Here is a 23,990-nt window from a genome sequence, read left to right as displayed (position 1 = left end):
TAATAGACCGGGTTTAACGCCGTGTAGGCGGTTTAGAAAATTGGTGGTCAATTTGACCACCGATGTCATAGGTTTAACGCCGTGTAGGCGGTTTAGAAAAACTGCCGCCCGTTGATAGTGGAGTCCGAACAGTTTAACGCCGTGTAGGTGGTTTAGAAATACATAACTACATTCTGCACTTCGATAATCCCGTTTAACGCCGTGTTGGCAGCAAAATCATTTGTATCATCTTTTGGATAATTATAGTTATTTAAAAAAAGATCGTTTTTTACACAAAATAATGTTATTTTATCATCATTATAAATTGAATTTAGTTTCTAAATATCATGGATTTGATTCATTCGTCTGATCTTAAAACGATTTTACATTCTAAGCGTGCAAATATCTATTATTTGGAGCATTGTCGAGTTTTAGTCAATGGCGGTCGAGTTGAATATGTGACTGATCAAGGGCAGCAGTCATTATATTGGAACATTCCAATAGCTAATACTAGCTGTATTTTACTTGGTACCGGCACTTCATTAACTCAAGCTGCTGTGCGTGAACTTTCTCGTGCAGGAGTCATGATTGGCTTTTGTGGGGGAGGGGGAACGCCTCTATTTTCCTCGACAGAATCAGAATTTGCCTGCCAATTTTTTTCACCGCAAAGTGAATATCGTGCAACCGAATATCTGCAAAGTTGGTGTCAATTCTGGTTTGACGATAATCTTCGCCTACAAGCCGCTAAAACCCTTCAACAACAGCGACTCAAAATTATTCAACAATGTTGGCCGAAATTTGATTGGCAAATTGACGATAAGCAACTCACTACGTTGTTAAACGATGCTGAAAAACAGTTCAATGATGCTACAACAAGTCAAGCATTGTTAGCTGCTGAAGGGCGCATCAGCAAACGCCTTTATGGCATGGCAAATCAACTGACTTTACAAGATGATAATTTTAAACGGCAGCAAGGCTCACGAGGCAAGCATTATGATCCTGCTAATCAATTTTTAGATCATGGTAATTATTTAGCTTATGGATTAGGAGCAACAGCTTGTTGGGTATTAGGCTTACCACATGGTTTGGCTATATTACATGGCAAAACTAGGCGAGGAGGGCTAGTATTTGATGCTGCTGATATTATTAAAGATGGTATTGTGTTACCCCAAGCTTTTATATCAGCTAAACAAGGTGATAGTGAAAAAGAGTTCCGACAGGCATGTATTTCACAGTTTGCGCAATTAGGTGCGCTGGATATGATTATTGATACATTGAAGCAGATAGCAGATAAAACATGAATATTTTACTGGTTAGCCAATGCAAGAAAAATGCATTAACTCAGACTCGTCGTATTATCGATCAGTTTGCTGAACGTTGTGGTGAACGAACTTGGCAAACGCCGATGACTACCGATGGTTTGCAGACACTGTATAAATTATTACGTAAAACAGCGCGAAAAAATACTGCCGTTGCTTGTTACTGGACGCATGGAAAAAATCTAACCGATCTACTCTGGATTGTTGGCGATAAAAGTCAATTTAATCAACAAGGCCGAGTGCCAACTAATCGTACTAAGCGTAATGTATTACGCAATGATAGTGAAAATAGTTGGCAATATGCCACATCTATCCAACTTATCGCAACCATTGCTGCGCTATTGCATGATTTGGGTAAGGCGACAGTCGGTTTTCAAGATAAATTACGTAAAAGTCGACCGGCAGGTGATCCATTTCGTCATGAATGGATTTCATTACAGTTATTCTTATTGATGATTCGTGATTGTACCACTAATCAAGAGGTTTTAACCCGTTTAGCTAATTTTGTCGATTATCAACAACTTAAACCAGATTGGTATCATAATCTTACTAGCACAGAGAATAATGACCTCTCTCAATTACCATTATTAGCTCAATGGATTGGCTGGTTAATTGTGTCACACCATCGTATGCCGTTTTTAAAAACTTCATTAGGAGGTGATAAAGATAAGAAGCTACTGAGAGATATGTTTCTATCTGGTCTAAAACTAAAAAGTTTTTTTAGCACTTTTACTGCTGTTGAAAACTGGGTTAGAAATAGTAATATTGAAGACAGCGCCGATTTTTGGCAACTTAAAAGTGATATAACCTTAAGCCAATCTTGGCTTAAAAAATTAAGTCGCTATGCAAACAAGGCAATTCATCACACTCCTTTAATGCAACTAACCAATATTGATTCATTATTATTACATTTATCACGATTAAGCCTTATGGTTGCTGACCATAACTATTCCAGCATATCAAGCAATGATGAAGAAGCAGAAGAAGTTAAAGATATTCTTATCGCCAATACCAATAAAAGCCAGCACGCCAATCAACGATTAGATGATCATCTATTAGGTGTTGCTAATTTTGCCGCTCGTTTTGCTCGCTTGCTACCTAAAATCAACACTGAATTACCAGCAATTAATCAGCATAAACCATTTATGCAACGCACTACCATTAAACGCTTTCAATGGCAAAACCATGCTTTTGATTTAGCTAAAAGTTATCAACAATTAAGTGATGATAATGGCTTTTTTGGCGTTAATATGGCATCGACCGGCTGTGGTAAAACCTTAGCTAATGGGCGAATTATGTATGCATTATCAAATCCACAGCGTGGGGTGCGATTTACGATTGCTTTAGGATTACGAGTATTAACCTTACAAACTGGTAAAGCATTACGTGAAAGATTGCATTTAACCGATGAACATTTGGCTATTTTGGTTGGTGGTCGGGCAACAAAGACCCTATTTGAGTTAGAAAATCAAGCGGAAATTGATAAAAATGAAAATGATAAAGATAAAGAGATCAATCCCGAAACTCTTGGTTGTGAATCGACAGAATCGTTAGTCGATGAATATATTGATGTGGCAGAGAGTGGTATTGCTGACTGTGAACTCGGTACCATTATCGAAAACAGTAAGGCTCGTCAATTAATCTATGCGCCAATTGTGACATGTACTGTTGATCACTTAATGCAAGCTAGCGAATGTCTCAGAGGTGGCAAATATATTGCCCCTACCTTAAGGTTGCTTACAGCGGATTTAATCTTAGATGAACCGGATGATTTTGATCAGCGAGATTTACCTGCTTTGGCAAGGTTAGTTCATTTAGCCGGGCTTTATGGCAGTAAAGTGTTACTCTCATCAGCCACTTTAACGCCAGACCTTATTGCTGGTTTATTTGATGCTTATCAAGCTGGTCGAAAAATTTGGAATCAGAATACAGGAAGGTCTAATCAGGGGATTATTTGTGGATGGTTTGATGAATATCAGCAGTCAGTCGAACAAATAGCTGATACTGTTAATTTTAAACATCATCATACGAAGTTTATCGAAAAAAGAATAGATAAGTTGCAACAAGGGACAATTCGTCGTCGAGGACAAATTTTAGAATTATTAAATTACTCATTACATAAAAAAGAAAATTCAGATCTCGGCTATGCTCTATTGGCGCAACAGTTATTAGATCAAGCTTATCATTTTCATTTACAGCATCATCAACAAGATCCGCAAACCAACAAAAAAATTAGTCTCGGTTTAATGCGCTTTGCGCACATTGATGATGTGATGTCGCTCACTAAGCAAATCTACCAGCAAACTGAGTTACCGGCAAATGTTCAATTTCATCTGGTGGTTTATCATGCCAGACAACTGCTATTATTGCGCAGTCAACTAGAAGAGAAACTGGATAGAATTTTAAACCGTGGTGATGCTAATAAATTATTTCAACAACCTGAAATCCGTGCAGCAATAAAAGACAGTGATAAACAACATCACATATTTATTGTCATCGGCACACCGGTTACTGAAGTTGGACGTGATCATGATTATGATTGGGCTATTGTAGAGCCATCTTCAATGCGTTCAATTATTCAGTTAGTAGGACGCGTTTGGCGGCATAGACCGGAAAAAATAGCCGAAAGTGCCAATGTGGCGATTCTAGGCAGTAATTTAGAAGCGATGAAAAACGGCAATAATTTAGGTGTTAATAGCGCTTGTTTTACTAAACCGGGGTTTGAGCAAAAACCATTATTTTTATTAAAAACGCATAAGACTGAACAACTGATAACGTCAGAACAATTAAAAAATATTAATGCGACTCCTCGCATTATGACTGATTCGCAAGCAGGCTTAACATTAGCAGAACTAGAACATAAGGTTATGGCAAATTTATTTCCAATCAATGCGCGCAAAAGTAATTATGTTACCAGTTATTGGCAAACCGATTTGGCACATCACCATTGTGTCCATCTACAGTTAATCTCGCCTTTCAGGCTGCAAGAGCAACCACAAGAGGAGTATATCTGCCAACTTGATGACAATGGCGAATACCGATTTAGTTATGCCGAAATCGCTTGGCAAACGCCAAATGAACTTTGTGGTGATCCGCAAAACGAAAATTTTAAATATGATAATTGGCAATTTAGCAATCCATTGATACAGCCATGGCTTACCAATACCGTTGAGCAAGCGATTACTCAAATAGCAGAATATTTTCCAGATAAAAATCATTATCGGCTAGCTAATGAATTTTGTACTATTAATGTGAATAGCGAAACACGCTGGTGTTTTCATCCCTATTTTGGTTTTTATAAAGATAGAAGCTAAAAGAAGAGGTTATTTATTATTTTTAGAAAAATTTATATTTAAAAAAAGTTTTTTACATAACTAGTTTTATAGAAAATAATCAGCTGAGTTGTGCATGCTAGTAATGTTAGAGTAATTACTCTATACTTAACTGCACTGCCGTATAGGTAGTTTAGAAATATGAAATTATGATAAATGTTAATTTTATTTATTACCGCCGAATAGGCGGTTTTTCCTTATTTATCAATAGTAAATGATTTTTCTTTCTGGGTAAATGTCCCTATGAAATTATTTTAGCAAAAAAAATAATTGACTAATGTTTGGTTAATATATAACATTACAAACATGTAATGAAAGTTACATGTTTTAAGTATTAAATTTTATACGATCTAAAAACAACAAAACCTTAGTTGGGCCAACAACTAAGGTTTTAAATTTCAACCCTAAGAACAATAGGAGAAAAAATTATGCCTAATAATAATTCTTTAGTATTGGCCTGTCAAATTTCAATTGACAAATTTGAGTTAAATAAATTGCAAAAAATTGTAATTGACAATCAAGCTGCAAATGATGAACTTATTCTAGATTTAGCATCAAATTCTAATTATTATTCAATAAAAGATATTATGAAAATACTTAATATCTCAACTAGAAAAGAAGTTGAATTATTAATTAAAAATTTGCAGTTAAATAAAGAAAAATATCGTCATTTAAGCGCTAATAATGAGTTGAAATATAATAATGACGCACTTAATATTTTAAAGTTATATTTGATTTATAAAGTAGCATAAAAATAAAGGCTTATACTAAAAAGTATAAGCCTTTTTTTGTTTCATTTTTACAAATATAAGGAGGGCCAATGAATAATATTTCTTGGCAAGATATAAGAAAGGTTATTGTCGACTTTCTTCAGCAACGGCTTGCTAATAACAGCAGTTATAAAAGTGAATTGACCAAATTAGAAAAAGCTACACAAGCAGGCGATCAAAAGGCTGTAAATGAATCTCAACAGAAGATGTCAGAACTGAGTAAAAAATTTGATTTTGAAAATTGGATGGAAGATGCTGCAACTCGACGTATTTTCTGGATATCGGTGTGTAATACAACTTCTAAAGGCATTCATTCTTCAAGTTTAGGCAATAATATTAACTTTTTTACAATAGCAAGACCTAATGAGCAGCAATATGTTTCTTCATTAACCCCATTAACTATTAAAGCAGACTGTTCGGGAAACGCTGCTTCTCTTGATATCTTTTCTCTTCTAAATCAAACCGTAAATAATAAAACATTATTAGAATTAATTATTGACGATCATCCAGCTGTATTAAAAGCGCTATCTGATGATGAGCAGAAAGCAGCAATCTATTTAGCCAATTTTAAAAAAGTTATTTTTAATGATTTTGAAAAACCGAAAGCTGACGAACTTAATAAGCAACTTTATTGGCCGAATAGTGAAGAGAGTTATTTGTCACAACAAGAAGATAATTATCGATTGCTTGTTCCTCTGCATCCCACATCTTTGTGTAATGTAGTCTATCAAAAAGTACAAACCCGCTTTTCCGAAGAAAATAAAAAAGCTCGTGAACAACGGCGCTTGAAAGGAGTAGAACATCAACCTTATTTTACTTTCCATCACTTAGCAGTGGTAAAACTTGGTGGTAGTAATCCACAAGGGGTAAGTCAATTAACCAGTAATCAAGGCGGTCGTAATTTTTTACTACCTTCAATGCCACCTAAATTCGAGCGCTCTCAATTTCCGTCAATTGGTCAAAAAAAAGAAAGTGTATTTGACAATTCCTTACAGTATTTCTGCCGATTTGGTTTTCGCTTACTGTTCGATATGGTTGCTGCACCCAAAAATGTAGTTGAAGAGCGTGATAATCGAAAAGATGCCTTTGCGGTTATTTTAACTTTATTGCTTAAATTTGCTCGGAATATACAAACTTCAATGCCGGCAGGTTGGAGTCGTGATTATTCGTTGCTGATGTCACAAAAACTTTGGCTTGATCCTAATCGGGCTGAACTTGAAGATGAAGAAAACTTTAAACATCAGTATGAGCAAGGTAATTGGGTTGTTGAATTAGAAAAGGATTTTGCTTTTTGGATTAAAAATGCCTTAATAGAAAAATTCGACAATACTAAAAAACAATTCTCTGATGCTGAATCTCAAGAGTGGCGTCGCGAATTTCGCGAAGCAGTAAAAGCCAGTCAACGTAGGAAGGAGGGGATCTTCTAATGGCAGATTTAACATTCTATCTCTTTTTTGATCATGTCAAAATTCATAATGCCAATGCCATCTCCAGTCCGTTAACTTATGGTTTTCCGGCTATTTCGGGATTTTTAGGGGCGATTCATGCTTTAAATCGAAAAATTGAGTCGGATCATCCTATCTATCTGGATGGTGTATTAATCGCTTGTCATGATTGTGATGTACAAGTTTATCGACCTAATAACTATTCTGATTATACATTTCGACTCACTCGCAATCCGTTAGCTAAAAATGGTGATACTCGTTCAATTATTGAAGAAGGTCGAGTTCATCTTGATGTCTCATTGCTAATAGAGGTGAAAATAGACGATGTTGAAACCTTATACAATACTGAGCAACAAAAAGCATTTATTAAGCAGATGAAGCAAAAATTTTATCAGCAACGTATTGCCGGTGGTCAGGTTATATCAATAGAAAATGTCTCATTACTTTCTTCAGATGAGTCAGATAAATCCTTATCAAAACTTTTATTACCAGCATTTGTTTTAGTAGAAGCACAGCAAGAGTTACAGGAAATTACTGCCGAGCTACAACAAAAAGATCCGAATGCTACTGCACTTGATGCGTTAGTTGAAACTGCCATGTTGCATCATCATCCGCAAGAAAAAGAGCATTGGCAAACCACATCGGTCAAGCAGGGACGAGGTTGGTTAGTGCCGATACCACTTGGTTATCAAGCTATTTCACCACTGTTTGACGCAGGAATGGTTGAACATGCCCGTAGTAATCAACATCCAACACAATTTGTCGAATGTATTTATGGATTAGGTAAGTGGGTATTTCCACTAAGGTTACAAGAAAATTTATCACAAGCATTTTGGCGTTATAAATGCAGCGAACTGCAATCGAATGACGCAGATATTTATATTATTAATCAAGATTAATTAAACAAGTTTAGCATTGAAAAAAGGAATGAATTATGAGTAAAGATAAAATCACTACCGCATCAGTATTAGCCTTTGAACGTAGTTTTGATATTTCTGATGCCATTTTTGCCCAGCAAAAGAGCTATGATGACCAAAAATTAACGCCAGTTTTATTATCTGAAAAATCTGTTCGCGGTACCATTTCAAATCGGCTTAAAAATGCTTTAGCAAATGATCCGGCTAAATTAGATGCTGAAATTCAAAAAGCTAATTTACAAACAGTCGATGTTGCAGCGCTTGATGCCGATAAAGATACCTTAGTGGTTAAATGGAGCTGTAAAGTACTACCTTTCTTAGGTTCGCCATCAGTCTGTAATGATATTGATTACCAAGAAGAGTTAACCAAAACGACTCAAAGCTATATCAAATCAGAAGGGTTGCAAGCATTAGCGAAACGTTATGCAATTAATATTTTAAATGGTCGTTGGTTATGGCGTAATCGTATGGCTGCTGAACAAATCAGTATTAGCATTACTCGTAAAAAAGATGAAAAAATAGCAACGATTGAAGTGAGTGATGTTAAACAATATCAATTAAATTCATTTGATTATGATGATAAATCAGTAAATGACCTCGCTGCTTTGATTGAGGCAGGATTATTAGGCAAAGAGTTTGTTATTTTCGATATTCAAGCCAAATTAAAAATGGGATTGGGGCAAGAGGTCTATCCATCACAAGAATTGATTTTGGATACTGGTAAAGAAAAAAGTAAAGTCCTGTATGAAAAAAATGGTCAAGCAGCAATGCACTCGCAAAAAATCAGCAATGCCATTCGAACCATTGATACTTGGTATGATGAAAACGCCGAGTTCCCAATTGCTATTGAACCTTATGGTGCAGTTACCACTATGGGACATGCTTTTAGACAACCTAAACAAAAACAGGATTTTTATACCTTATTTGATAATTGGGTACTCAAAGGTGAAACCCCAACGCTTGAACAACAACATTATGTTATCGCAGTTCTGATTCGTGGTGGTGTATTTGGTGCTAGTGGTAAGGAGTAATATTATGCTTACTCACTATTTTGAACTACGGGCAATTCCGCAACTGGAGATAACTGAAACTGAAGTGATTAATCAAGTTATGCAATCACTGCATCAGGTGTTAGTTAATCATCAAGGCAATATTGCGGTTAGCTTTCCTTGTTATAATGTACACAGAACATTAGGCGGGATTATCCGGTTATTTGGCGATGAAGCGCAGTTACAACAATTTAAAACGGCCTTACAGCAGCAGGCCGTAGTTAGTGATTACACGTTAGCTTTGCCAATAGCATCTGTACCAACTAGCGTTAAAGGTTACCTACGCTTAATTCGTGTTAATCCTAAAGGACAAAGTGCGTTAAGACGAGCCGAAAAACGTTTAACCGCACAAGGTAAATGGTCAGCCGAAGTAAAAAGCAAAATGGTTGAAAAATGGGGCAGCCTTCATTTGAACTATCCACATCTTCATTTCGCTAGCAAAAGCACTGGGCAACATTTTATTATGTGGCTGAAACAACAAAAATGTGCAACGGCTGTTGAAGGAACATTTAATAGTTACGGACTCAGCAAAACAGCAACTGTTCCTGATTTTTAAATTGATTGACCCTTTTTTTAAGACAGTTTTTAACTTATTGATTATTAATAATATTAAAATTAGTCCAAAAAAAGGGTCAAAATCATAAAAGTTAGCAAAAATTCTTTTACAATAAAGAAAAATAAACAAAAAAGTTCTAGTTAAATGCCGTGTAGGTAGTTTAGAAATATCTCATAAATAGGTTTCCCATTAGCAAACTGTTAAATGCCGTGTAGGTAGTTTAGAAAAATTCAAATTGTCTATTTCTCGTTTGTATCTGGTTAAATGCCGTGTAGGTAGTTTAGAAAACCTTTAGTGGATGTCCTTGCCCAATTTCCACGTTAAATGCCGTGTAGGTAGTTTAGAAAAACGGCATAGACAATTTACAAGCAAAACAACTGTTAAATGCCGTGTAGGTAGTTTAGAAAAGCTGTCGATGAGAACAGGCTTAGCGTAATGAGTTAAATGCCGTGTAGGTAGTTTAGAAATGTGTGTTGAACTTTTACGTACGACTTATCGAGTTAAATGCCGTGTAGGTAGTTTAGAAAATCCGCGTTTGCGCCTGATGGGCGTGGTTATTGTTAAATGCCTGTAGGCAGTATGTCGTTTCTCAAGAAATTGAGAAACGATATTTTTTAATGCTAAACTCTCTTGCAAAGCTACCAATGGTGATTTTAAAAATATAATCCCATTAATTGTTAATTGAAAATTTTTATTCTTTTAAACGAGGTAGTATTCCATTTTGGATGGTTTAACATATCCATATTCTTTGATTTTTATCTAGACTACTATCAAAAATATGATCTTTTATCCTTATTGGCAGTATGATTTTTCATCAATAAACTACAATTACTTTTACTTGAAAGTTTACATATCTTAACAACTTTATTTTATGCAACGTTTGCCAGGATTACCTAATTTCTTTATAATCAAACCGCAAATTTTTTGAAATTTTTAATATAAAACAAAAATATACAAGACAAAAAGCTGAAAAGATGTTAAAATACAGTTGTTTAGTGGCCAGCCAGCCAGCCAGCCAGCCAGCCAGCCAGCCAGCCAGCCAGCCAGCCAGCCAGCCAGCCAGCCAGCCAGCCAGCCAGCCAGCCAGCCAGCCAGCCAGCCAGCCAGCCAGCCAGCCAGCCAGCCAGCCAGCCAGCCAGCCAGCCAGCCAGCCAGCTCATATATAGTTTAGACTTATCTAGTTTTAATAGACTATTAGTTTTATTTGCCAATAAATTCTGTCAATTAAATTTCCGAACAATATTATCGTTCTGTACTACGACAAATCACCGCTTAAAATTCATAACGATTGTTAACTCCACTAAAATTAGCCAACAAATAGAAGCAATAATATGCTGTTCAGTTGGACTCATTCAATTAGTTATTATTTATTACTTTAGTTTTCTTATTATAAATCATGGTAATGCGTTAATTTTTCTCAGAATTACTACAAAAAGAATAATCGCAGATCATGCTCATAATATTAATCTAGCTAATGGTGTTTTACCCTCATTAATGTATATCACTAAATTACCCCGTTTTGATGTTACTTCTTGTAATAGTCCAGAAAGGTATAAATGGCTTAATGCTGGCGGTGCAATTATTGCGTTGCAAGCTTTTTTAGCCATGCAGCACTTTATTGAGTTAATAACTCTGCAAATAACAACAGTTGTTATCGGACATAATTCAACAACAGTTTGTTGTGTGACATAGATAGCTTTAGGTTGATAACAAAGGAGGATGTATGAGTATATGGTGAATTTAAGTGCACAAATAATTTCAGGGATAATAACTTGATTAATGTGCGGATCTATTATGTCAAAAGGAAAATATCGAGTATTGGATCACGGTTGTAACAAAATGAGTTTGTTGATTCGAATGTAAGTCGTGATGTTAGTGAATAACCTGATAGTCGCTATTTTAATCTATGTAGTCAGTGTAAGTAACTTAGGCGAAGTTGCCATGAAGTGAGAGAAACGAACGCAATGGCTATAGTCCGCAGTGAGACGTTGCAAACGGCGAGTGGCGGACGTCGGAGTTGTTGATTAAAAAATGCGCTACGGTATAAAATAAGAACCATTAAAAATAAAATTTATGAAAAGATTAAAAAATGCTTTATTGTTTTCGGTTAGTACAATACAAATCAATTCAATCATACTGATTTTATTAAGTTTATGCTCTTTAAGTATTAGTTCAAAAAGTCTGGCGTTAATAACACATACGGTAAATGTTATTCATGGTAATAAGCCGAAGGTTGTCAATATAGAAGCCGCTGCGAAAAAACAGGGTTTTACTATAAATGGTGTTTTTTATAGTGCCAACACCAATAATTTAAACGATACCCAAATCAATCAATTTGATGGTAATTTGAAAATTAATGATTTTATCATTAAAAACTATACTATAAATGATTTAGATATGACTACTAATTATGATGATAGCGATGAAGATGGCATCAACTATCGTACCCCCTTTTCTGTAGAACCAACGACTTATAGCTGGGTTGATAATAATGGTGTAACAATTGAGGGTAACGACCGAGCGCGAATAATTGGTTGTAGTAGTGGTTTCTCCATGCCACTCTATTTAACTATCACCACTAAAGTAAAGACCTATTCCGAATATGGTATTCCTAATGAAAGTGAATATGCTGATATTACCCAAAAATATAAAATTATGGCTGAACCAGAAATTTGTTATGCCAAACCTTATCAAATGGAGGTGTCTCCAAAATTAGTTTGGGGCAGTGTTAAACAAAAAATTGATAATGGCGCCATAGATTGTAGTTTAATGGAAGCTGATGGAGGTTCAGGTTCAATTGCAGGGTGGAACAATAATAATGGCAGAATAAGAGATCCTTCCTGTGGTGGTGGTTATAATGCCCAGGTTTTTGATCCAATAAATGGATTTAAAGCTTCTGCGGTGCCGCATTTTCCAACCACGGGATTTTCTGGTGCCAAATTTCAATTAATAATGACAGGCAATCAGAACGATTTTAATTACGATTTAACTCAAAATCCCAATAATAGCGTAACTATTGATAATCAAGGTTATGTCACATTAGTTAATAAACCGACAGGGCCGGTAACGATCAAAGCAACCTTTAAACATGATAATCAAATTGCAGAGAAACTGTATTCCTTTAATTTAACCGGTATTTGGGCTAATCCACAAGGAGACGGATTCTACACTTATCAGCAAATCACGAATCTGTGTGGTGGCGAATCGAAAATACCTTCTCGTGCGGAAATGTCAAATTCACCCAATGCCCCGTTATCATGGACCGCAATGCCTTATATTTGGGATGCTTTCACTCGTGATATTGGTAGTGGACTTTTAAGTGAGTGGGGCATGACAATCAAAGAAAATTATCCAGAATCAAATTGGTTTAAAGAATATTATTGGTTTTATTCCAGAGATAAGTTTCTTGGTCCTTATGGAATCAATAACCATTTATCCGATAGGTTCGCTATTGATGCTTGGATAGGCCAAATAGCAGTGTGGGCAAAAGAAGCCAATTTACGAGCGGTATGCTTACAATAGTACGTATGATTAATAACAAGATATCCAAATGAATTTTAGTGAAAAATTAGCCGCCCAATCAAAATTTAAAGGTGTATTATTATTCAACGAAGGCGTATTTTTACGCGCCTATAATGAAGGCGTTTATATTTTAACTGAACTTCTGGGTTATAATTTCAAAGTTAACGCAATGCAATTAAAAAAATATAATTATCGTTGGGTGGTGACGTGTGCTTTTCCATTAAAAAAATTAAATGTACGACTACCGAATGCTGAGTTGACAGAATTTGGTAGTCGTTATAATTATGCTTATGATGTTAAAGATTATAGCCGATGGTTTGCGCAATATTGTCATAATGAAAACCACGCAAGGCCAGTATCACGAGAAGTGGATGAACAGCATCTATCAGAAAAATTGGTTAATAATTGCCGTACGATAAAGTGTTCAGATGGTGTCTATCTAAAATTAAATCAAAAACAAGTCAATTATCTTTCAAATTGGCAACAAGGTTATTACCCAAGCGAGATTGATACAAAATTTATCCAGAGCTTAAAAAAAATATTATTAACCAATTATGATCCTAACGATTGAAGTTCCCTATTTTTTGATGCCCCAATTTTTAACGTAAATCCTTTTTTTCGAATCAATAAAAAAAGCTCGACTATTTGAACCATTTTTTAACGGAGAAATTAACTAATATCAAAAAAAACATAGAGTGAAAATCAGACACTGCAAATAAATGCAAGGTATTGCTAGTTATGTCAAGAGTATTTGTTAAAAGGTCATCGGTGAATTTTGTTTCGATTTCCAGTCAAACGCTAGTAATTTTCAATCATCTTAAAAACTATCAATAGATGGTATAGATGCTTCAATTATTTTTACCAAAAACTGCTATTAATCGATGTTAGAAAGTGGTTAATTTGATAATCGACAAACTTCACCAAGAAATCGCATTTGCCTTTTTCTGTACAATCCTCGATACAATGTTTATAGTGACTTATATTCTGCATTAACATGATTTTAATCACTTAAATTATTATGAAGCTTCAACAACTACGTTATATTTTAGAAATTGCCCGTTCAGGTTCGATTAATGAGGCCGCAAAGAATCTCTATATTACCCAACCCAGCCTTTCAACGGCGGTTAAGGATCTTGAAGCGGAATTTGGGATTGAGATTTTTGTACGAACATCGAAAGGTGTTTCACTTTCGGCCGATGGTGTGGAATTTTTGGGTTATGCTAAGCAGGTTCTAGATCAAGCTCAATTGTTGGAGCAACATTTTTCCAAAAAAGAGCCATCTAAGCAGTTATGTAGTATTTCAACGCAACACTATGCGTTTGCGGTTAACGCCTTTGTTAACTTAATCAAGAAGAATCACACTGATGAATATGAGTTTACTCTTCGCGAAACACGAACTTACGACATTATAACTGATGTGGCCAATTTGCGTAGTGAAGTGGGCATTTTGTATCTTACCGATTTTAATCAAAAGGTGATTTTACGCTTGCTTAAAGAGCATCGCCTAACGTTTAATCCTTTATTTGAAGCCGATCCGCATGTGTTTATCAGTACTCATCATCCTTTAGCTGCGATGAAGTCGTTAACGCTCGAGGATTTAGAGGATTTTCCTTATCTCTCTTTTGAGCAGGGTGAATATAACTCTTTTTATTTTTCCGAAGAGATTTTAAGTACCGTCTACCATAAGAAAAGTATTCATGTAAGTGATAGAGCGACGTTGTTTAATTTGTTGCATGGATTAAATGGTTATACGATTAGTACCGGCGTACTTAGTACTGATCTGAACGGTTCGGATATTTTGTCGATTCCTTTAGCGGTAAATGAGAAGATTTTAATCGGTTGGATAACCTCGCAAAAAGCACAATTAAGTGTATCTGCGCAGAATTATATTGAAGCATTAAAAAAACTTATCCAAGAAGAGTATGGTTTTAAGCTTAAATAAGTGTATAGAATTACTAAATGAAATTGCTATTTTAATAAATATCAGTATAATTGCGGACTATTCGTATATTTAGTATATGAATGCCGAGGGATGTCTGAATTAGAGATCGGTCATTCCATTTTTTTATTTATTTTAAGAGGTTTATTATGTCTCTAACTGTAGAAGCAAAAGCGAAAATCGTTGCTGAATATGGCCGTGGTGCTAACGACACTGGTTCAACTGAAGTTCAAGTTGCTCTTTTAACTGCACGTATTAATGATTTACAAGGTCATTTTTCTGAGCATAAAAAAGATCACCACAGTCGTCGTGGTTTATTACGAATGGTATCTAGCCGTCGTAAATTATTAGATTATTTACGTCGTACAGACTTTGATCGTTATAACCAATTGATTCAAAGACTAGGTTTACGTCGCTAATTATTTATCTACTTGAAAAGAGGCTTAGGCCTCTTTTTCGTTGTATAAATTCAGGGCTTTGATATAATGCTGAGCTCAAAAAGCATAATTAGATGCTCTGTAAAAAGAAATTAATTGAATAGAAGATTATATCTCATGTTTCGCGCGACTAATGAGAGTTCTATAATTTATAGATTTGTCATTAGTCGTGACAGTGAAATAATCTTTTGTTTAGTATCCCCCACATGGTTGAAGTGTGTATCAATATGTTCCAGCGTTATGCTGCATCCTGTCGAAATATCAAACTTCAACATGATTTATAACAAGAGGACTTTATTTTGTTCAATCCGATATATCAAAAATTTCAATATGGTCGTCATACAGTTACTTTAGAAACTGGTATTATGGCGCGCCAAGCAACAGCTGCGGTGATGGTTAATATGGACGATACCGCAGTTTTTGTTACTGTAGTTGCCGATAAAAAAGTGAAAGAAGGGCAAGACTTCTTCCCTTTAACAGTTAATTATCAAGAACGTACTTATGCAGCTGGTCGTATCCCTGGTGGCTTTTTTAAACGTGAAGGTCGTCCTAGCGAAGGCGAAACATTAATTGCTCGTTTAATTGACCGTCCACTTCGTCCATTATTCCCAGAAGGTTTTGTTAATGAGATTCAGATCATTGCAACAGTGGTGTCGGTTAACCCTGATGTTAGCCCTGATTTGGTTGCGATGATTGGTGCTTCAGCAGCACTTTGTTTATCTGGCGTGCCTTTCCATGGACCAATTGGTGCTGCACGAGTTGGTTTTATTAACGATGAATTTGTGTTAAATCCATCAGTTAAAGAGTTAGCATCAAGCCGTTTAGATCTAGTTGTTGCCGGTACAAAAAGTGCGGTGTTAATGGTTGAATCAGAAGCTGATTTGTTAACTGAAGATCAAATGTTAGCCGCCGTGGTTTTTGGTCACGATCAACAACAAGTTGTTATTGATAATATTAATGAGTTTGTGGCTAAAGCGAACTATGAAAAATGGGATTGGGTTGCGCCAGCTAAAAATGAAGAGCTATTTAATGCGGTTTCTGAATTAGCTAAAGATCGTTTAGGTGAAGCTTATCGTATTACTGAAAAACAAGCTCGTTATGCGCAAATCGATTTAATCAAAGAAGAAGTGTTAGCAGCACTTAAAGAAAAAAATGAAGAACTTGACGAAAATGAAGTTATCAACATGATTGTTGATTTAGAAAGCCAAATCGTTCGTCAACGTGTTATCGCTGGTGAGCCACGTATCGATGGCCGCGAGAAAGATATGATTCGTGCTCTGGATATTCGTACCAATGTATTACCAAGAACTCATGGTAGCGCATTATTCACTCGTGGTGAAACGCAAGCACTAGTTACCGCAACTTTAGGTACTGAACGTGATGCGCAGATCATTGATGAATTAACTGGTGAATATACCGAACGTTTTCTTTTACATTATAACTTCCCTCCATATTCAGTGGGTGAAACAGGTATGGTTGGTTCACCAAAACGTCGTGAAATTGGTCATGGTCGTTTAGCCAAACGTGGTGTTGCTGCCGTAATGCCAAGTAAGGAAGAGTTTCCATATACTGTACGTGTAGTTTCTGAAATTACTGAATCTAATGGTTCTTCTTCAATGGCTTCAGTTTGTGGTGCGTCATTAGCATTAATGGATGCGGGTGTTCCAATTAAGTCTTCGGTTGCGGGGATCGCTATGGGTCTGGTTAAAGAAGGCGATAACTTTGTGGTATTGTCTGATATTTTAGGTGACGAAGACCATCTTGGTGATATGGACTTTAAAGTAGCCGGTACCCGTGAAGGTGTAAGTGCATTGCAAATGGATATCAAGATTGAAGGTATCACTAAAGAAATTATGCAAGTTGCCTTAAACCAAGCTAAAGGTGCTCGTTTACACATTTTAGGTGTGATGGAACAAGCCATTAATAAACCTCGTCAAGAGATTTCCGAATTTGCTCCACGTATCTATACAATGAATGTTAATCCAGATAAGATCCGCGATATTATCGGTAAAGGTGGTGCAACCATTCGTGCATTAACCGAAGAGACGGGTACTACCATTGAGATCACTGATGATGGTGTAGTTAAGATCGCAGCGACCGACGGTAATAAAGCAAAAGATGCAATTGCGCGGATTAACAATTTAGTGGCTGATGTTGAAATTGGAAAAATCTATTCAGGCAAAGTTACTCGTATTGTGGATTTCGGTGCATTTGTTTCAATTATCGGTGGTAAAGAGGGACTAGTACATGTTTCACAAATCGCTGATCACCGAGTAGAAAAAGTTGCAGACTACTTAAAAGTAGGACAAGAAGTGAATGTTAAAGTGCTTGAAATTGATCGTCAAGGTCGCATTCGTTTAAGTATGAAAGATGCTGCTGAGCAAAACTCTAATGTCGAGCCAGTAGCTGAATAAACTATTATTCGCTAGGAGATACAAATGAGATTATTCAACCTGAACATGTTCAGCTGTATGCTTGCAGCCCTTATTTTGTCAGGTTGCTCTCGTCTCTCTCAACCGTTACCTGTTGTTCCTTTACAAGTTTCGTATGATGATGAATTAAAAATAGCGCAGATTAGTCAGCAGTTATCAAGACGTGATCTTGATGCTGCCTCTAAGATGCAGCTTATTTTCGAACGGGGAATGGTATACGATTCGCTAGGTTTTAAAGCATTTGCACAGAGTGATTTCAACCATCTTTTAAGTTTTAATCCAGAAATTCCAGATATTTATAATCTTCTAGGTAATTATGCGTTAAGAGATGGCGATTTTGATAATGCGATAATGGCGTTTAATACTACATTAGAGCTGGATCCTAATTACGCATTTGCCTACTTTAATCGTGCGATAACCCTGTATCGTACTGGACATTATCAAGTAGCACAACTTGATGCAGAAAAATTCTATCAATATGATGTTAATGAGCCGATTCGTATTTTATGGCTCTATTTGATCGAAAAAGAATTAGATACAAAAGCTGCCTTAACTCAACTAAAAAAACGTTATGATCTACTTAGCGATAAATCGAGTTATAGCAGTGATATTATTGCATTTTATTTGGGTAAAATGAATGAATCCAAGTTAATGCAAAACCTTCAACAAGGTGTTGAAAATGATCGGCAATTAGCTGAGCGCCTTTGTGAAGCTTACTTTTATTTAGGTAAATATTACCAAAGTAAAGGTAATAATGAGCGTGCCAAAATGTTATTTAAATATGCTTTAGCTAATAATATTTATAACTTTGTTGAACATCAACAGGCACTCTACGAAATTAAGTTACTTGACGAAAAGTAACGAGGGTCATGCCAGTTTAAAAGTGAAAATATTGTTATAGCGTAGTTCTGATTTGCCCGAAAAATATTCTCGATTCTTTACATACTTTTTATCAATTGTATTGTTTAAATATTAATTGCATTAAAGTAATCTAATTGAGTAAGTATTGGCAGTTAGTTATTGGGGTGAGTTGTAAATTTTCAATTTAGTGAGCTGGCATAAATACATATAGGCTGTTTTATTTTGGTACCGTAATAATTTGTGATACCTGCAGTAATCCTCATGAATTATTTTACTTAATAGCGAACAACTGAGGTTGCTAACCAAATATTGAGCATATATAGTCAAATTTACAAGCGAGTTTACATGACAAAAGAAATATCTTTTATTGACCTTGGTTTATCTGAGGAAATCCTTAACGCATTAAATGATCTTGGTTTTACTAAACCATCACCCATCCAAGCTGAATGTATTCCTTTACTCTTAGAAGGTAATGATGTGCTGGGTATGGCGCAAACCGGTAGTGGTAAAACTGCCGCTTTCTCAATCCCTTTTTTAATGAATATTGACGTTAATCTAAAAGCACCACAATTATTAGTATTAGCGCCAACACGTGAACTAGCTATTCAAGTTGCTGATGCGTGTGCTGAGTATTCTAAATATGTGAAAGGGGTAAAAGTATTAGCGCTTTATGGTGGTCAACGTTATGATGTGCAATTGCGCGCATTAAAACAAGGTCCACAAATCGTGGTAGGAACGCCTGGTCGTTTATTAGATCATTTAAATCGTAAAACGTTAGATCTTTCTAATCTCAAAGGGTTAGTTTTAGATGAAGCCGATGAGATGCTACGAATGGGCTTTATTGATGATGTTGAAAGCATTATGGCGACAATTCCTGAAGAGCATCAAACTGCGCTATTTTCAGCGACGATGCCGGCGCCAATTCGTCGAATTACTAAACGTTTTATGCATAATCCAAAAGAAGTGCAAATCAAAGGGACTAAGCAAACTGCACCAGATATCGATCAGAGTTATTGGCTCGTGCGCGGCATGCGTAAGAATGAAGCGATTGTACGTTTCCTTGAAGCAGAAGACTTTGATGCGGCAATTATTTTTGTGCGCACCAAAACTGCTACCTTAGAAGTCGCTGAAGTGTTAGAGAAACACGGTTATAGCTGTGCAGCCTTAAATGGTGATATGACGCAGCAGCTTCGTGAGCAAACGCTTGATCGTTTACGTAATGGTCGTTTAGACATTTTGATTGCGACAGATGTGGCAGCGCGAGGTTTAGATGTTGAACGTATCAGTTTAGTTATTAACTATGATATCACTCTTGATTCAGAATCTTATGTTCACCGTATTGGGCGAACTGGTCGTGCTGGTCGAGCAGGACGTGCTATTTTATTTGTTGATAGCCGTGAACGTCGTTTACTTAAAAATATTGAGCAAACTATCAAGAAATCAATTCCAGAAGTGGCATTACCTTCTAAAGAGTTACTTGAAAAACGTCGTTTAGCTAAATTTACTCAGCAAGTTCAGCAACAACTTGAGAGTGCCGATTTAGAACAATATCAAACATTACTCGAACAAATTCAGGCTGAGAGTGGCACAGATCTTGAAACGATTGCTACAGCGTTGCTACGTTTAGCACAGCGTGATCGTCCGTTAATTCTTCCGCCTGATCCGGTCTTTAAACCGGCAAAAGAATATCGTGATCGTGATGGTCGTAATGGTGAGCGTCGCTTACGTGGTGATAATCGTGAATCACCAAAACGTCGCGAACGTCGTGATGTTGGTGAGATGGATATGTATCGTATCGAAATTGGTAAAGAAAACGGCGTTGAAGTGCGGCATATTGTCGGTGCAATTGCCAATGAAGCTGATATTAGTAGTCGTTATATTGGTAATATCAAACTTTATGAGACTTATTCAACCGTGGAATTACCAAAAGGGATGCCTAAAGATATCCTTAAGCATTTTGAGCGTGTTAGAGTGCTTAATCAACCAATGAAAATGAGCCTAGTCTCGGGTAAATCATCTGAAGCTAAGCGCGGACGTAAAAGTAGTCAACCTGAATCTGATGATAAAGGTTTTGCGAAAAAACGTGGTCGACCAGCCGCACCAAAGTTTTAATACTTTTAAGTATTGACTTTTCAAACCTCTGTTATAAAACTGAAGTGACCCCCAATAGTTGGACAACCAATTACTGGGGGTCTTTTTATGTCAAAATATAGTCGAGATTTAAAAATTATCATAGCTAATGAATTATTATCAGGAGAATCATCGAAAATTCTTTCAAAAAAATATGCGATATCTTCTAGTCAGATTCGGTATTGGTCCCAAGTGGTTGCGATTCATGGTGATAACGCCTTTCAACCAACACCTCATTTACGTCATGCCGAAGCAAGATTACAAGCATTAAAATTAATGTGGACAAATAATTGGTCTCTCGGGCACACTAGTGCTATGCTTAATTTAAGTTCCCTCGGTCTTCTATTTGTTTGGCTTGATAGATATCATAAAAAAGGTTTCCGAGGGCTTGAATATCGTTCCAGAGGAAGACCCTGTATGAAGCCCCCCCGCATTGAACCAACTCACAGTGATGACGAAAAAACAATTGAAGCATTAAAAGAGGAAATTGCTTATCTACGAGCAGAAATTGCTGTTCTAAAAAAGTTGGAAGAGCTGAAGCAAGCAAAACGTCAACAAACAAAGAAAAAACGTTAGTTGTTTTAGCTCTTAAATATCAGTATTTCTTAAAACATTTACTATCAGCAACAAAACTGGCAAAAAGTGTTTTTTATTATCATGCTAATAGGTTGAAAACCCCGTCTGCTTATGAAAATGAGTCAAAACGTATTGAATCGATTTACCATGAACATAAAGGGCGTTATGGTTATCGGCGAATTCATTTAACGTTGATAAATGAAGGCATTAAGCTCAATCATAAAACGGTACAACGCTTAATGGGTCAGCTTAATCTCAAATCGACAGTAAGACCTAAAAAATATCGTTCTTATCGTGGAGAGACAGGTAAAACAGTAGCTAATTATCTTAAAAGAGATTTTGAATCATCGAGACCAAATGAAAAATGGGTAACGGATGTCACAGAATTTAAGGTAAATGAACAGAAAATTTACCTATCCCCCATTATCGATTTATATAATCAGGAAGTAATAGCTTATAAAGTAGCTAAAAATGCACGTTTGACCTTGGTGACAGATATGCTTCAAAAAGGGATATCACGATTAAAACAGTGTGAAAAACCGTTACTACATAGTGACCAAGGCTGGCAATATAGAAATTGCCATTATCAGAAGCTACTAGCTAATAATGGCATCAAACAAAGTATGTCCAGAAAAGGAAATTGTTTAGATAATGCGGTAGCTGAAAACTTTTTTGGTCTATTAAAATCAGAAATGTACCATGGACAATGCTTTAAAGATGCAGATGAATTGATTGAAAAAATAGAAGAATATATAGAATACTACAACACCAAACGGATTAAGGCCAAATTAAAAGGCCTGACTCCGGTTGAATATCGAAATCAGGCCTTACAAGCCGCTTAATCAAAGTGTCCAACTTTATGGGGTCACTTCAAAACAGAGGTTTTTTTATTATTTTTTATTTAGATTGTTTCCCGCATTTTTCGGCAAGGTGATAAAGTCAATCATCGCCAATAAAGTCATTCCAGCCACCATAAATAGTGCCAAGCGAAAGTCTGCAACCATTAATTGCTTATGGCCATGATAACTAGAGGCAATAAATAAGAATAAGGCACTTAATACAATACCTAGCACGTTATTTAGTTGTTGAAAAATGGTTGATAAAATATTGGCGCTTTGTATTTCCGTTTTATCTATTTCTGCAAAACTGAGGGTGGTAATAGTGGTAAATTGAATTGAACGGGCGCCACCGGCAAAAAATAGCACTACTATAATCCAGATGATTGATGTGTCTGGCGTGAAGAGTGCACATAAGACGAAACTGAATGATAACAATAGACCATTGACAATTAGTATATTGCGAAAACCAAACTTGTGAATTAATGACGTATTAACCGTTTTGAGTAGGATATTGCCGGCGAATAGTGAAAGCAGTAGCGAACCCGCGGTTATAGGGGACCAACCAAAACCGACTTGAAACATAAGTGGTAAGATAAATGGTGCACTATTTAAACCAATTCGTATTAATGAACCGCCCAAGAAGCTCATTCTAAAAGTACGTTTAGAAAACGCGTATAAGCTTATTAGTGGATGCTTAATATGGGTAAGATGATAATAAGCAAAAGTTAATACGAGGCTTCCTGCAAAAGAAACTGCCAGACCTAACCATAGGCTGTGATTTGAGTGCGAGACCATTTCTAGTCCATAAACGAACATTAATAATCCTAAACCGCAAGCGATAAATCCAATAGTATCAAATGAGCGCTTTTCTGGTAGCTCTTTGGGCAACAGTCGATGAGCAAAAAATAGGGCAATAAAACCTAACGGAATATTGAGAATAAATATCCAATGCCAACTGAGATATTGAGCGCAGAATCCACCAATAAGTGGCCCCATTAATGGTGCAATTAAACCCGGCCACACTAGAATTGAAATTGTACTAACCAGATGCTGTTTTTCTGTTCGACTTAAAACCACCGTTCTGCCTACCGGTACCATCAATGATCCGCCTAAACCTTGAATTAATCTTGCGATAGTAAACATGGTTAAATTGGTCGATAAGGCACACAATATCGACGCTAACATAAATAATATAATTGAAATTGAGAAGACCCGATAAGCGGTGAAACGATTGGCGATCCAGCCACTTGCGGGTAAACCAATGGTGAGTGCTAACATATAAGCACTAATTCCGACAGATAAATCTTGAGGGCTTGTAAGAAATGATTTTGCCATTGCCGGAATGGCGGTGGTGATCACCGTCGCGTCCAAGTTCTCCATAAAGAACGTTGCGGCAACTAAAATCGCCATTTTTCGAACGTGATTATATTGTTGCATGATATTGTCTAATTAATATATAAATCTTAAATTAAAGTTTTTAATATACGCCAAAAATTCGCGTTATGGTAAAGCTTTTTAACATTTTGCCCTTAGTGGTGATTGAGAGTATACTAATAACAATTTAATCGGTAAAATAGAGGTACAGGATGACAGATTCTTTAAACAAATGTAAAGCTAACGAAACCCCAGCTTGTTGTTGTGTGGATGTTGGTACTATTATTGACAATGAAGATTGTAGTGCAGAATATGAAAATGTTTTTGCAACTGAATCAGAAGCAAAATCTAAATTAGCATCATTGACTCAAGCAGCAAAAGATGTTGAAACGGAACCTTGCGAAATCAGTAGTAGCATCGATAAAGTTGAAAATGGTTTTAAATTAATGGCTAAATTCACTTTTTGTTGCGGTGCTGAATGCATGATTTTCCAATTGAAATTACGTTAACCGT

The 23,990-nt window shown here is 36.2% G+C and carries 20 protein-coding genes and 2 CRISPR repeat arrays (1 of these 22 only partly in view); of the genes, 18 read left to right on the top strand and 2 right to left on the bottom strand.

Annotation, left to right across the window (positions count from 1 at the left end):
- Window positions 1-159: a CRISPR direct-repeat array (repeat unit 28 nt; unit sequence GTTTAACGCCGTGTAGGCGGTTTAGAAA); it reaches 409 nt to the left of the window's first position.
- A 167-nt stretch (window positions 160-326) separates the two neighbouring features.
- The 7 genes from cas1f (at window position 327) to cas6f (ending at window position 9,367) form a co-directional block, all read left to right on the top strand.
- Window positions 327-1,280, top strand: a complete 954-nt coding sequence (cas1f, locus tag AC5LXV_RS14200) for a type I-F CRISPR-associated endonuclease Cas1f (RefSeq protein ID WP_493466842.1) — start codon at window positions 327-329, stop codon at window positions 1,278-1,280.
- Entirely contained in the window at window positions 1,277-4,612 is a 3,336-nt protein-coding gene (gene cas3f, locus AC5LXV_RS14195; RefSeq protein WP_493466841.1) for a type I-F CRISPR-associated helicase Cas3f, read from the top strand. Before cas1f ends, cas3f begins: the two co-directional genes overlap by 4 nt.
- 446 nt (window positions 4,613-5,058) lie before the next feature.
- Window positions 5,059-5,382, top strand: coding sequence for a hypothetical protein (locus tag AC5LXV_RS14190; protein WP_493463634.1), 324 nt, complete (start codon window positions 5,059-5,061; stop codon window positions 5,380-5,382).
- Window positions 5,383-5,450: 68 nt separating this feature from the next.
- A complete protein-coding gene (csy1, locus tag AC5LXV_RS14185; protein WP_493463633.1) occupies window positions 5,451-6,827 on the top strand; it encodes a type I-F CRISPR-associated protein Csy1 in 1,377 nt (458 codons plus the stop codon).
- Window positions 6,827-7,744: a type I-F CRISPR-associated protein Csy2 gene (csy2, locus tag AC5LXV_RS14180; RefSeq protein ID WP_493463632.1), complete on the top strand. Its 918-nt coding sequence runs from the start codon at window positions 6,827-6,829 to the stop codon at window positions 7,742-7,744. The genes csy1 and csy2 overlap by 1 nt, the downstream gene beginning before the upstream one ends.
- Before the next feature lie 35 nt (window positions 7,745-7,779).
- On the top strand, window positions 7,780-8,793 hold the full coding sequence (gene csy3 / locus AC5LXV_RS14175; RefSeq protein WP_493466840.1) for a type I-F CRISPR-associated protein Csy3: 1,014 nt from the start codon (window positions 7,780-7,782) through the stop codon (window positions 8,791-8,793).
- A gap of 4 nt (window positions 8,794-8,797) precedes the next feature.
- Window positions 8,798-9,367, top strand: a complete 570-nt coding sequence (cas6f, locus tag AC5LXV_RS14170) for a type I-F CRISPR-associated endoribonuclease Cas6/Csy4 (protein WP_493466839.1) — start codon at window positions 8,798-8,800, stop codon at window positions 9,365-9,367.
- A gap of 139 nt (window positions 9,368-9,506) precedes the next feature.
- A CRISPR array of direct repeats spans window positions 9,507-9,895; the repeat unit is 29 nt; unit sequence GTTAAATGCCGTGTAGGTAGTTTAGAAAA.
- Between the two features lie 464 nt (window positions 9,896-10,359).
- On the opposite strand, the gene AC5LXV_RS14165 is transcribed toward cas6f, so the two are convergent.
- Entirely contained in the window at window positions 10,360-10,578 is a 219-nt protein-coding gene (locus AC5LXV_RS14165; RefSeq protein WP_493466838.1) for a hypothetical protein, read from the bottom strand.
- Between the two features lie 283 nt (window positions 10,579-10,861).
- Here AC5LXV_RS14165 and AC5LXV_RS14160 point away from each other — a divergent pair, with 283 nt between their 5' ends.
- The 10 genes from AC5LXV_RS14160 (at window position 10,862) to AC5LXV_RS14115 (ending at window position 22,106) form a co-directional block, all read left to right on the top strand.
- Window positions 10,862-11,059 (top strand): hypothetical protein, encoded by a 198-nt coding sequence (locus tag AC5LXV_RS14160; RefSeq protein ID WP_493445239.1) that lies wholly within the window; start codon window positions 10,862-10,864, stop codon window positions 11,057-11,059.
- A 381-nt stretch (window positions 11,060-11,440) separates the two neighbouring features.
- The gene (locus AC5LXV_RS14155; RefSeq protein WP_493466837.1) at window positions 11,441-12,889 is read left to right on the top strand and encodes a hypothetical protein; all 1,449 of its coding nucleotides are present in this window, start codon (window positions 11,441-11,443) and stop codon (window positions 12,887-12,889) included.
- A gap of 28 nt (window positions 12,890-12,917) precedes the next feature.
- On the top strand, window positions 12,918-13,460 hold the full coding sequence (locus AC5LXV_RS14150) for a hypothetical protein (protein WP_493466836.1): 543 nt from the start codon (window positions 12,918-12,920) through the stop codon (window positions 13,458-13,460).
- A 447-nt stretch (window positions 13,461-13,907) separates the two neighbouring features.
- Window positions 13,908-14,831, top strand: coding sequence for a LysR family transcriptional regulator (locus AC5LXV_RS14145; RefSeq protein WP_110432844.1), 924 nt, complete (start codon window positions 13,908-13,910; stop codon window positions 14,829-14,831).
- Window positions 14,832-14,977: 146 nt separating this feature from the next.
- Window positions 14,978-15,247 (top strand): 30S ribosomal protein S15, encoded by a 270-nt coding sequence (gene rpsO, locus AC5LXV_RS14140; RefSeq protein ID WP_110422826.1) that lies wholly within the window; start codon window positions 14,978-14,980, stop codon window positions 15,245-15,247.
- Window positions 15,248-15,564: 317 nt separating this feature from the next.
- Window positions 15,565-17,679, top strand: coding sequence for a polyribonucleotide nucleotidyltransferase (pnp, locus tag AC5LXV_RS14135; RefSeq protein ID WP_493466835.1), 2,115 nt, complete (start codon window positions 15,565-15,567; stop codon window positions 17,677-17,679).
- A gap of 24 nt (window positions 17,680-17,703) precedes the next feature.
- Window positions 17,704-18,558, top strand: coding sequence for a lipoprotein NlpI (gene nlpI, locus AC5LXV_RS14130; RefSeq protein WP_493466834.1), 855 nt, complete (start codon window positions 17,704-17,706; stop codon window positions 18,556-18,558).
- Window positions 18,559-18,903: 345 nt separating this feature from the next.
- Window positions 18,904-20,670, top strand: coding sequence for a DEAD/DEAH family ATP-dependent RNA helicase (locus AC5LXV_RS14125; protein ID WP_493466833.1), 1,767 nt, complete (start codon window positions 18,904-18,906; stop codon window positions 20,668-20,670).
- A gap of 87 nt (window positions 20,671-20,757) precedes the next feature.
- Window positions 20,758-21,264 (top strand): helix-turn-helix domain-containing protein, encoded by a 507-nt coding sequence (locus AC5LXV_RS14120; RefSeq protein ID WP_493466832.1) that lies wholly within the window; start codon window positions 20,758-20,760, stop codon window positions 21,262-21,264.
- Window positions 21,162-22,106, top strand: coding sequence for an IS3 family transposase (locus AC5LXV_RS14115; RefSeq protein WP_493468005.1), 945 nt, complete (start codon window positions 21,162-21,164; stop codon window positions 22,104-22,106). Before AC5LXV_RS14120 ends, AC5LXV_RS14115 begins: the two co-directional genes overlap by 103 nt.
- 48 nt (window positions 22,107-22,154) lie before the next feature.
- On the opposite strand, the gene AC5LXV_RS14110 is transcribed toward AC5LXV_RS14115, so the two are convergent.
- The gene (locus tag AC5LXV_RS14110; protein ID WP_493466831.1) at window positions 22,155-23,540 is read right to left on the bottom strand and encodes an MFS transporter; all 1,386 of its coding nucleotides are present in this window, start codon (window positions 23,538-23,540) and stop codon (window positions 22,155-22,157) included.
- Between the two features lie 149 nt (window positions 23,541-23,689).
- Here AC5LXV_RS14110 and AC5LXV_RS14105 point away from each other — a divergent pair, with 149 nt between their 5' ends.
- Window positions 23,690-23,986, top strand: a complete 297-nt coding sequence (locus tag AC5LXV_RS14105; RefSeq protein WP_110432849.1) for a YfcZ/YiiS family protein — start codon at window positions 23,690-23,692, stop codon at window positions 23,984-23,986.
- Window positions 23,987-23,990: the final 4 nt, after the last annotated feature.

This window comes from Gilliamella sp. LMG 34359, from assembly GCF_984569085.1.
Note: the sequence above shows the minus strand (reverse complement) of the source record. Positions and strands in the feature narration are given on the sequence as shown.

Bases quoted from the DNA above. Each gene is read 5' to 3' on its own strand.
- csy1 (WP_493463633.1), top strand. From the start codon at position 5,451: ATGAATAATATTTCTTGGCAAGATATAAGAAAGGTTATTGTCGACTTT.
- rpsO (WP_110422826.1), top strand. From the start codon at position 14,978: ATGTCTCTAACTGTAGAAGCAAAAGCGAAAATCGTTGCTGAATATGGC.
- AC5LXV_RS14190 (WP_493463634.1), top strand. From the start codon at position 5,059: ATGCCTAATAATAATTCTTTAGTATTGGCCTGTCAAATTTCAATTGAC.
- cas3f (WP_493466841.1), top strand. From the start codon at position 1,277: ATGAATATTTTACTGGTTAGCCAATGCAAGAAAAATGCATTAACTCAG.
- AC5LXV_RS14110 (WP_493466831.1), bottom strand. From the start codon at position 23,540: ATGCAACAATATAATCACGTTCGAAAAATGGCGATTTTAGTTGCCGCA.
- AC5LXV_RS14155 (WP_493466837.1), top strand. From the start codon at position 11,441: ATGAAAAGATTAAAAAATGCTTTATTGTTTTCGGTTAGTACAATACAA.
- AC5LXV_RS14150 (WP_493466836.1), top strand. From the start codon at position 12,918: ATGAATTTTAGTGAAAAATTAGCCGCCCAATCAAAATTTAAAGGTGTA.
- AC5LXV_RS14160 (WP_493445239.1), top strand. From the start codon at position 10,862: ATGTATATCACTAAATTACCCCGTTTTGATGTTACTTCTTGTAATAGT.
- AC5LXV_RS14145 (WP_110432844.1), top strand. From the start codon at position 13,908: ATGAAGCTTCAACAACTACGTTATATTTTAGAAATTGCCCGTTCAGGT.
- AC5LXV_RS14105 (WP_110432849.1), top strand. From the start codon at position 23,690: ATGACAGATTCTTTAAACAAATGTAAAGCTAACGAAACCCCAGCTTGT.
- csy3 (WP_493466840.1), top strand. From the start codon at position 7,780: ATGAGTAAAGATAAAATCACTACCGCATCAGTATTAGCCTTTGAACGT.
- cas6f (WP_493466839.1), top strand. From the start codon at position 8,798: ATGCTTACTCACTATTTTGAACTACGGGCAATTCCGCAACTGGAGATA.
- nlpI (WP_493466834.1), top strand. From the start codon at position 17,704: ATGAGATTATTCAACCTGAACATGTTCAGCTGTATGCTTGCAGCCCTT.
- AC5LXV_RS14120 (WP_493466832.1), top strand. From the start codon at position 20,758: ATGTCAAAATATAGTCGAGATTTAAAAATTATCATAGCTAATGAATTA.
- csy2 (WP_493463632.1), top strand. From the start codon at position 6,827: ATGGCAGATTTAACATTCTATCTCTTTTTTGATCATGTCAAAATTCAT.
- AC5LXV_RS14125 (WP_493466833.1), top strand. From the start codon at position 18,904: ATGACAAAAGAAATATCTTTTATTGACCTTGGTTTATCTGAGGAAATC.
- cas1f (WP_493466842.1), top strand. From the start codon at position 327: ATGGATTTGATTCATTCGTCTGATCTTAAAACGATTTTACATTCTAAG.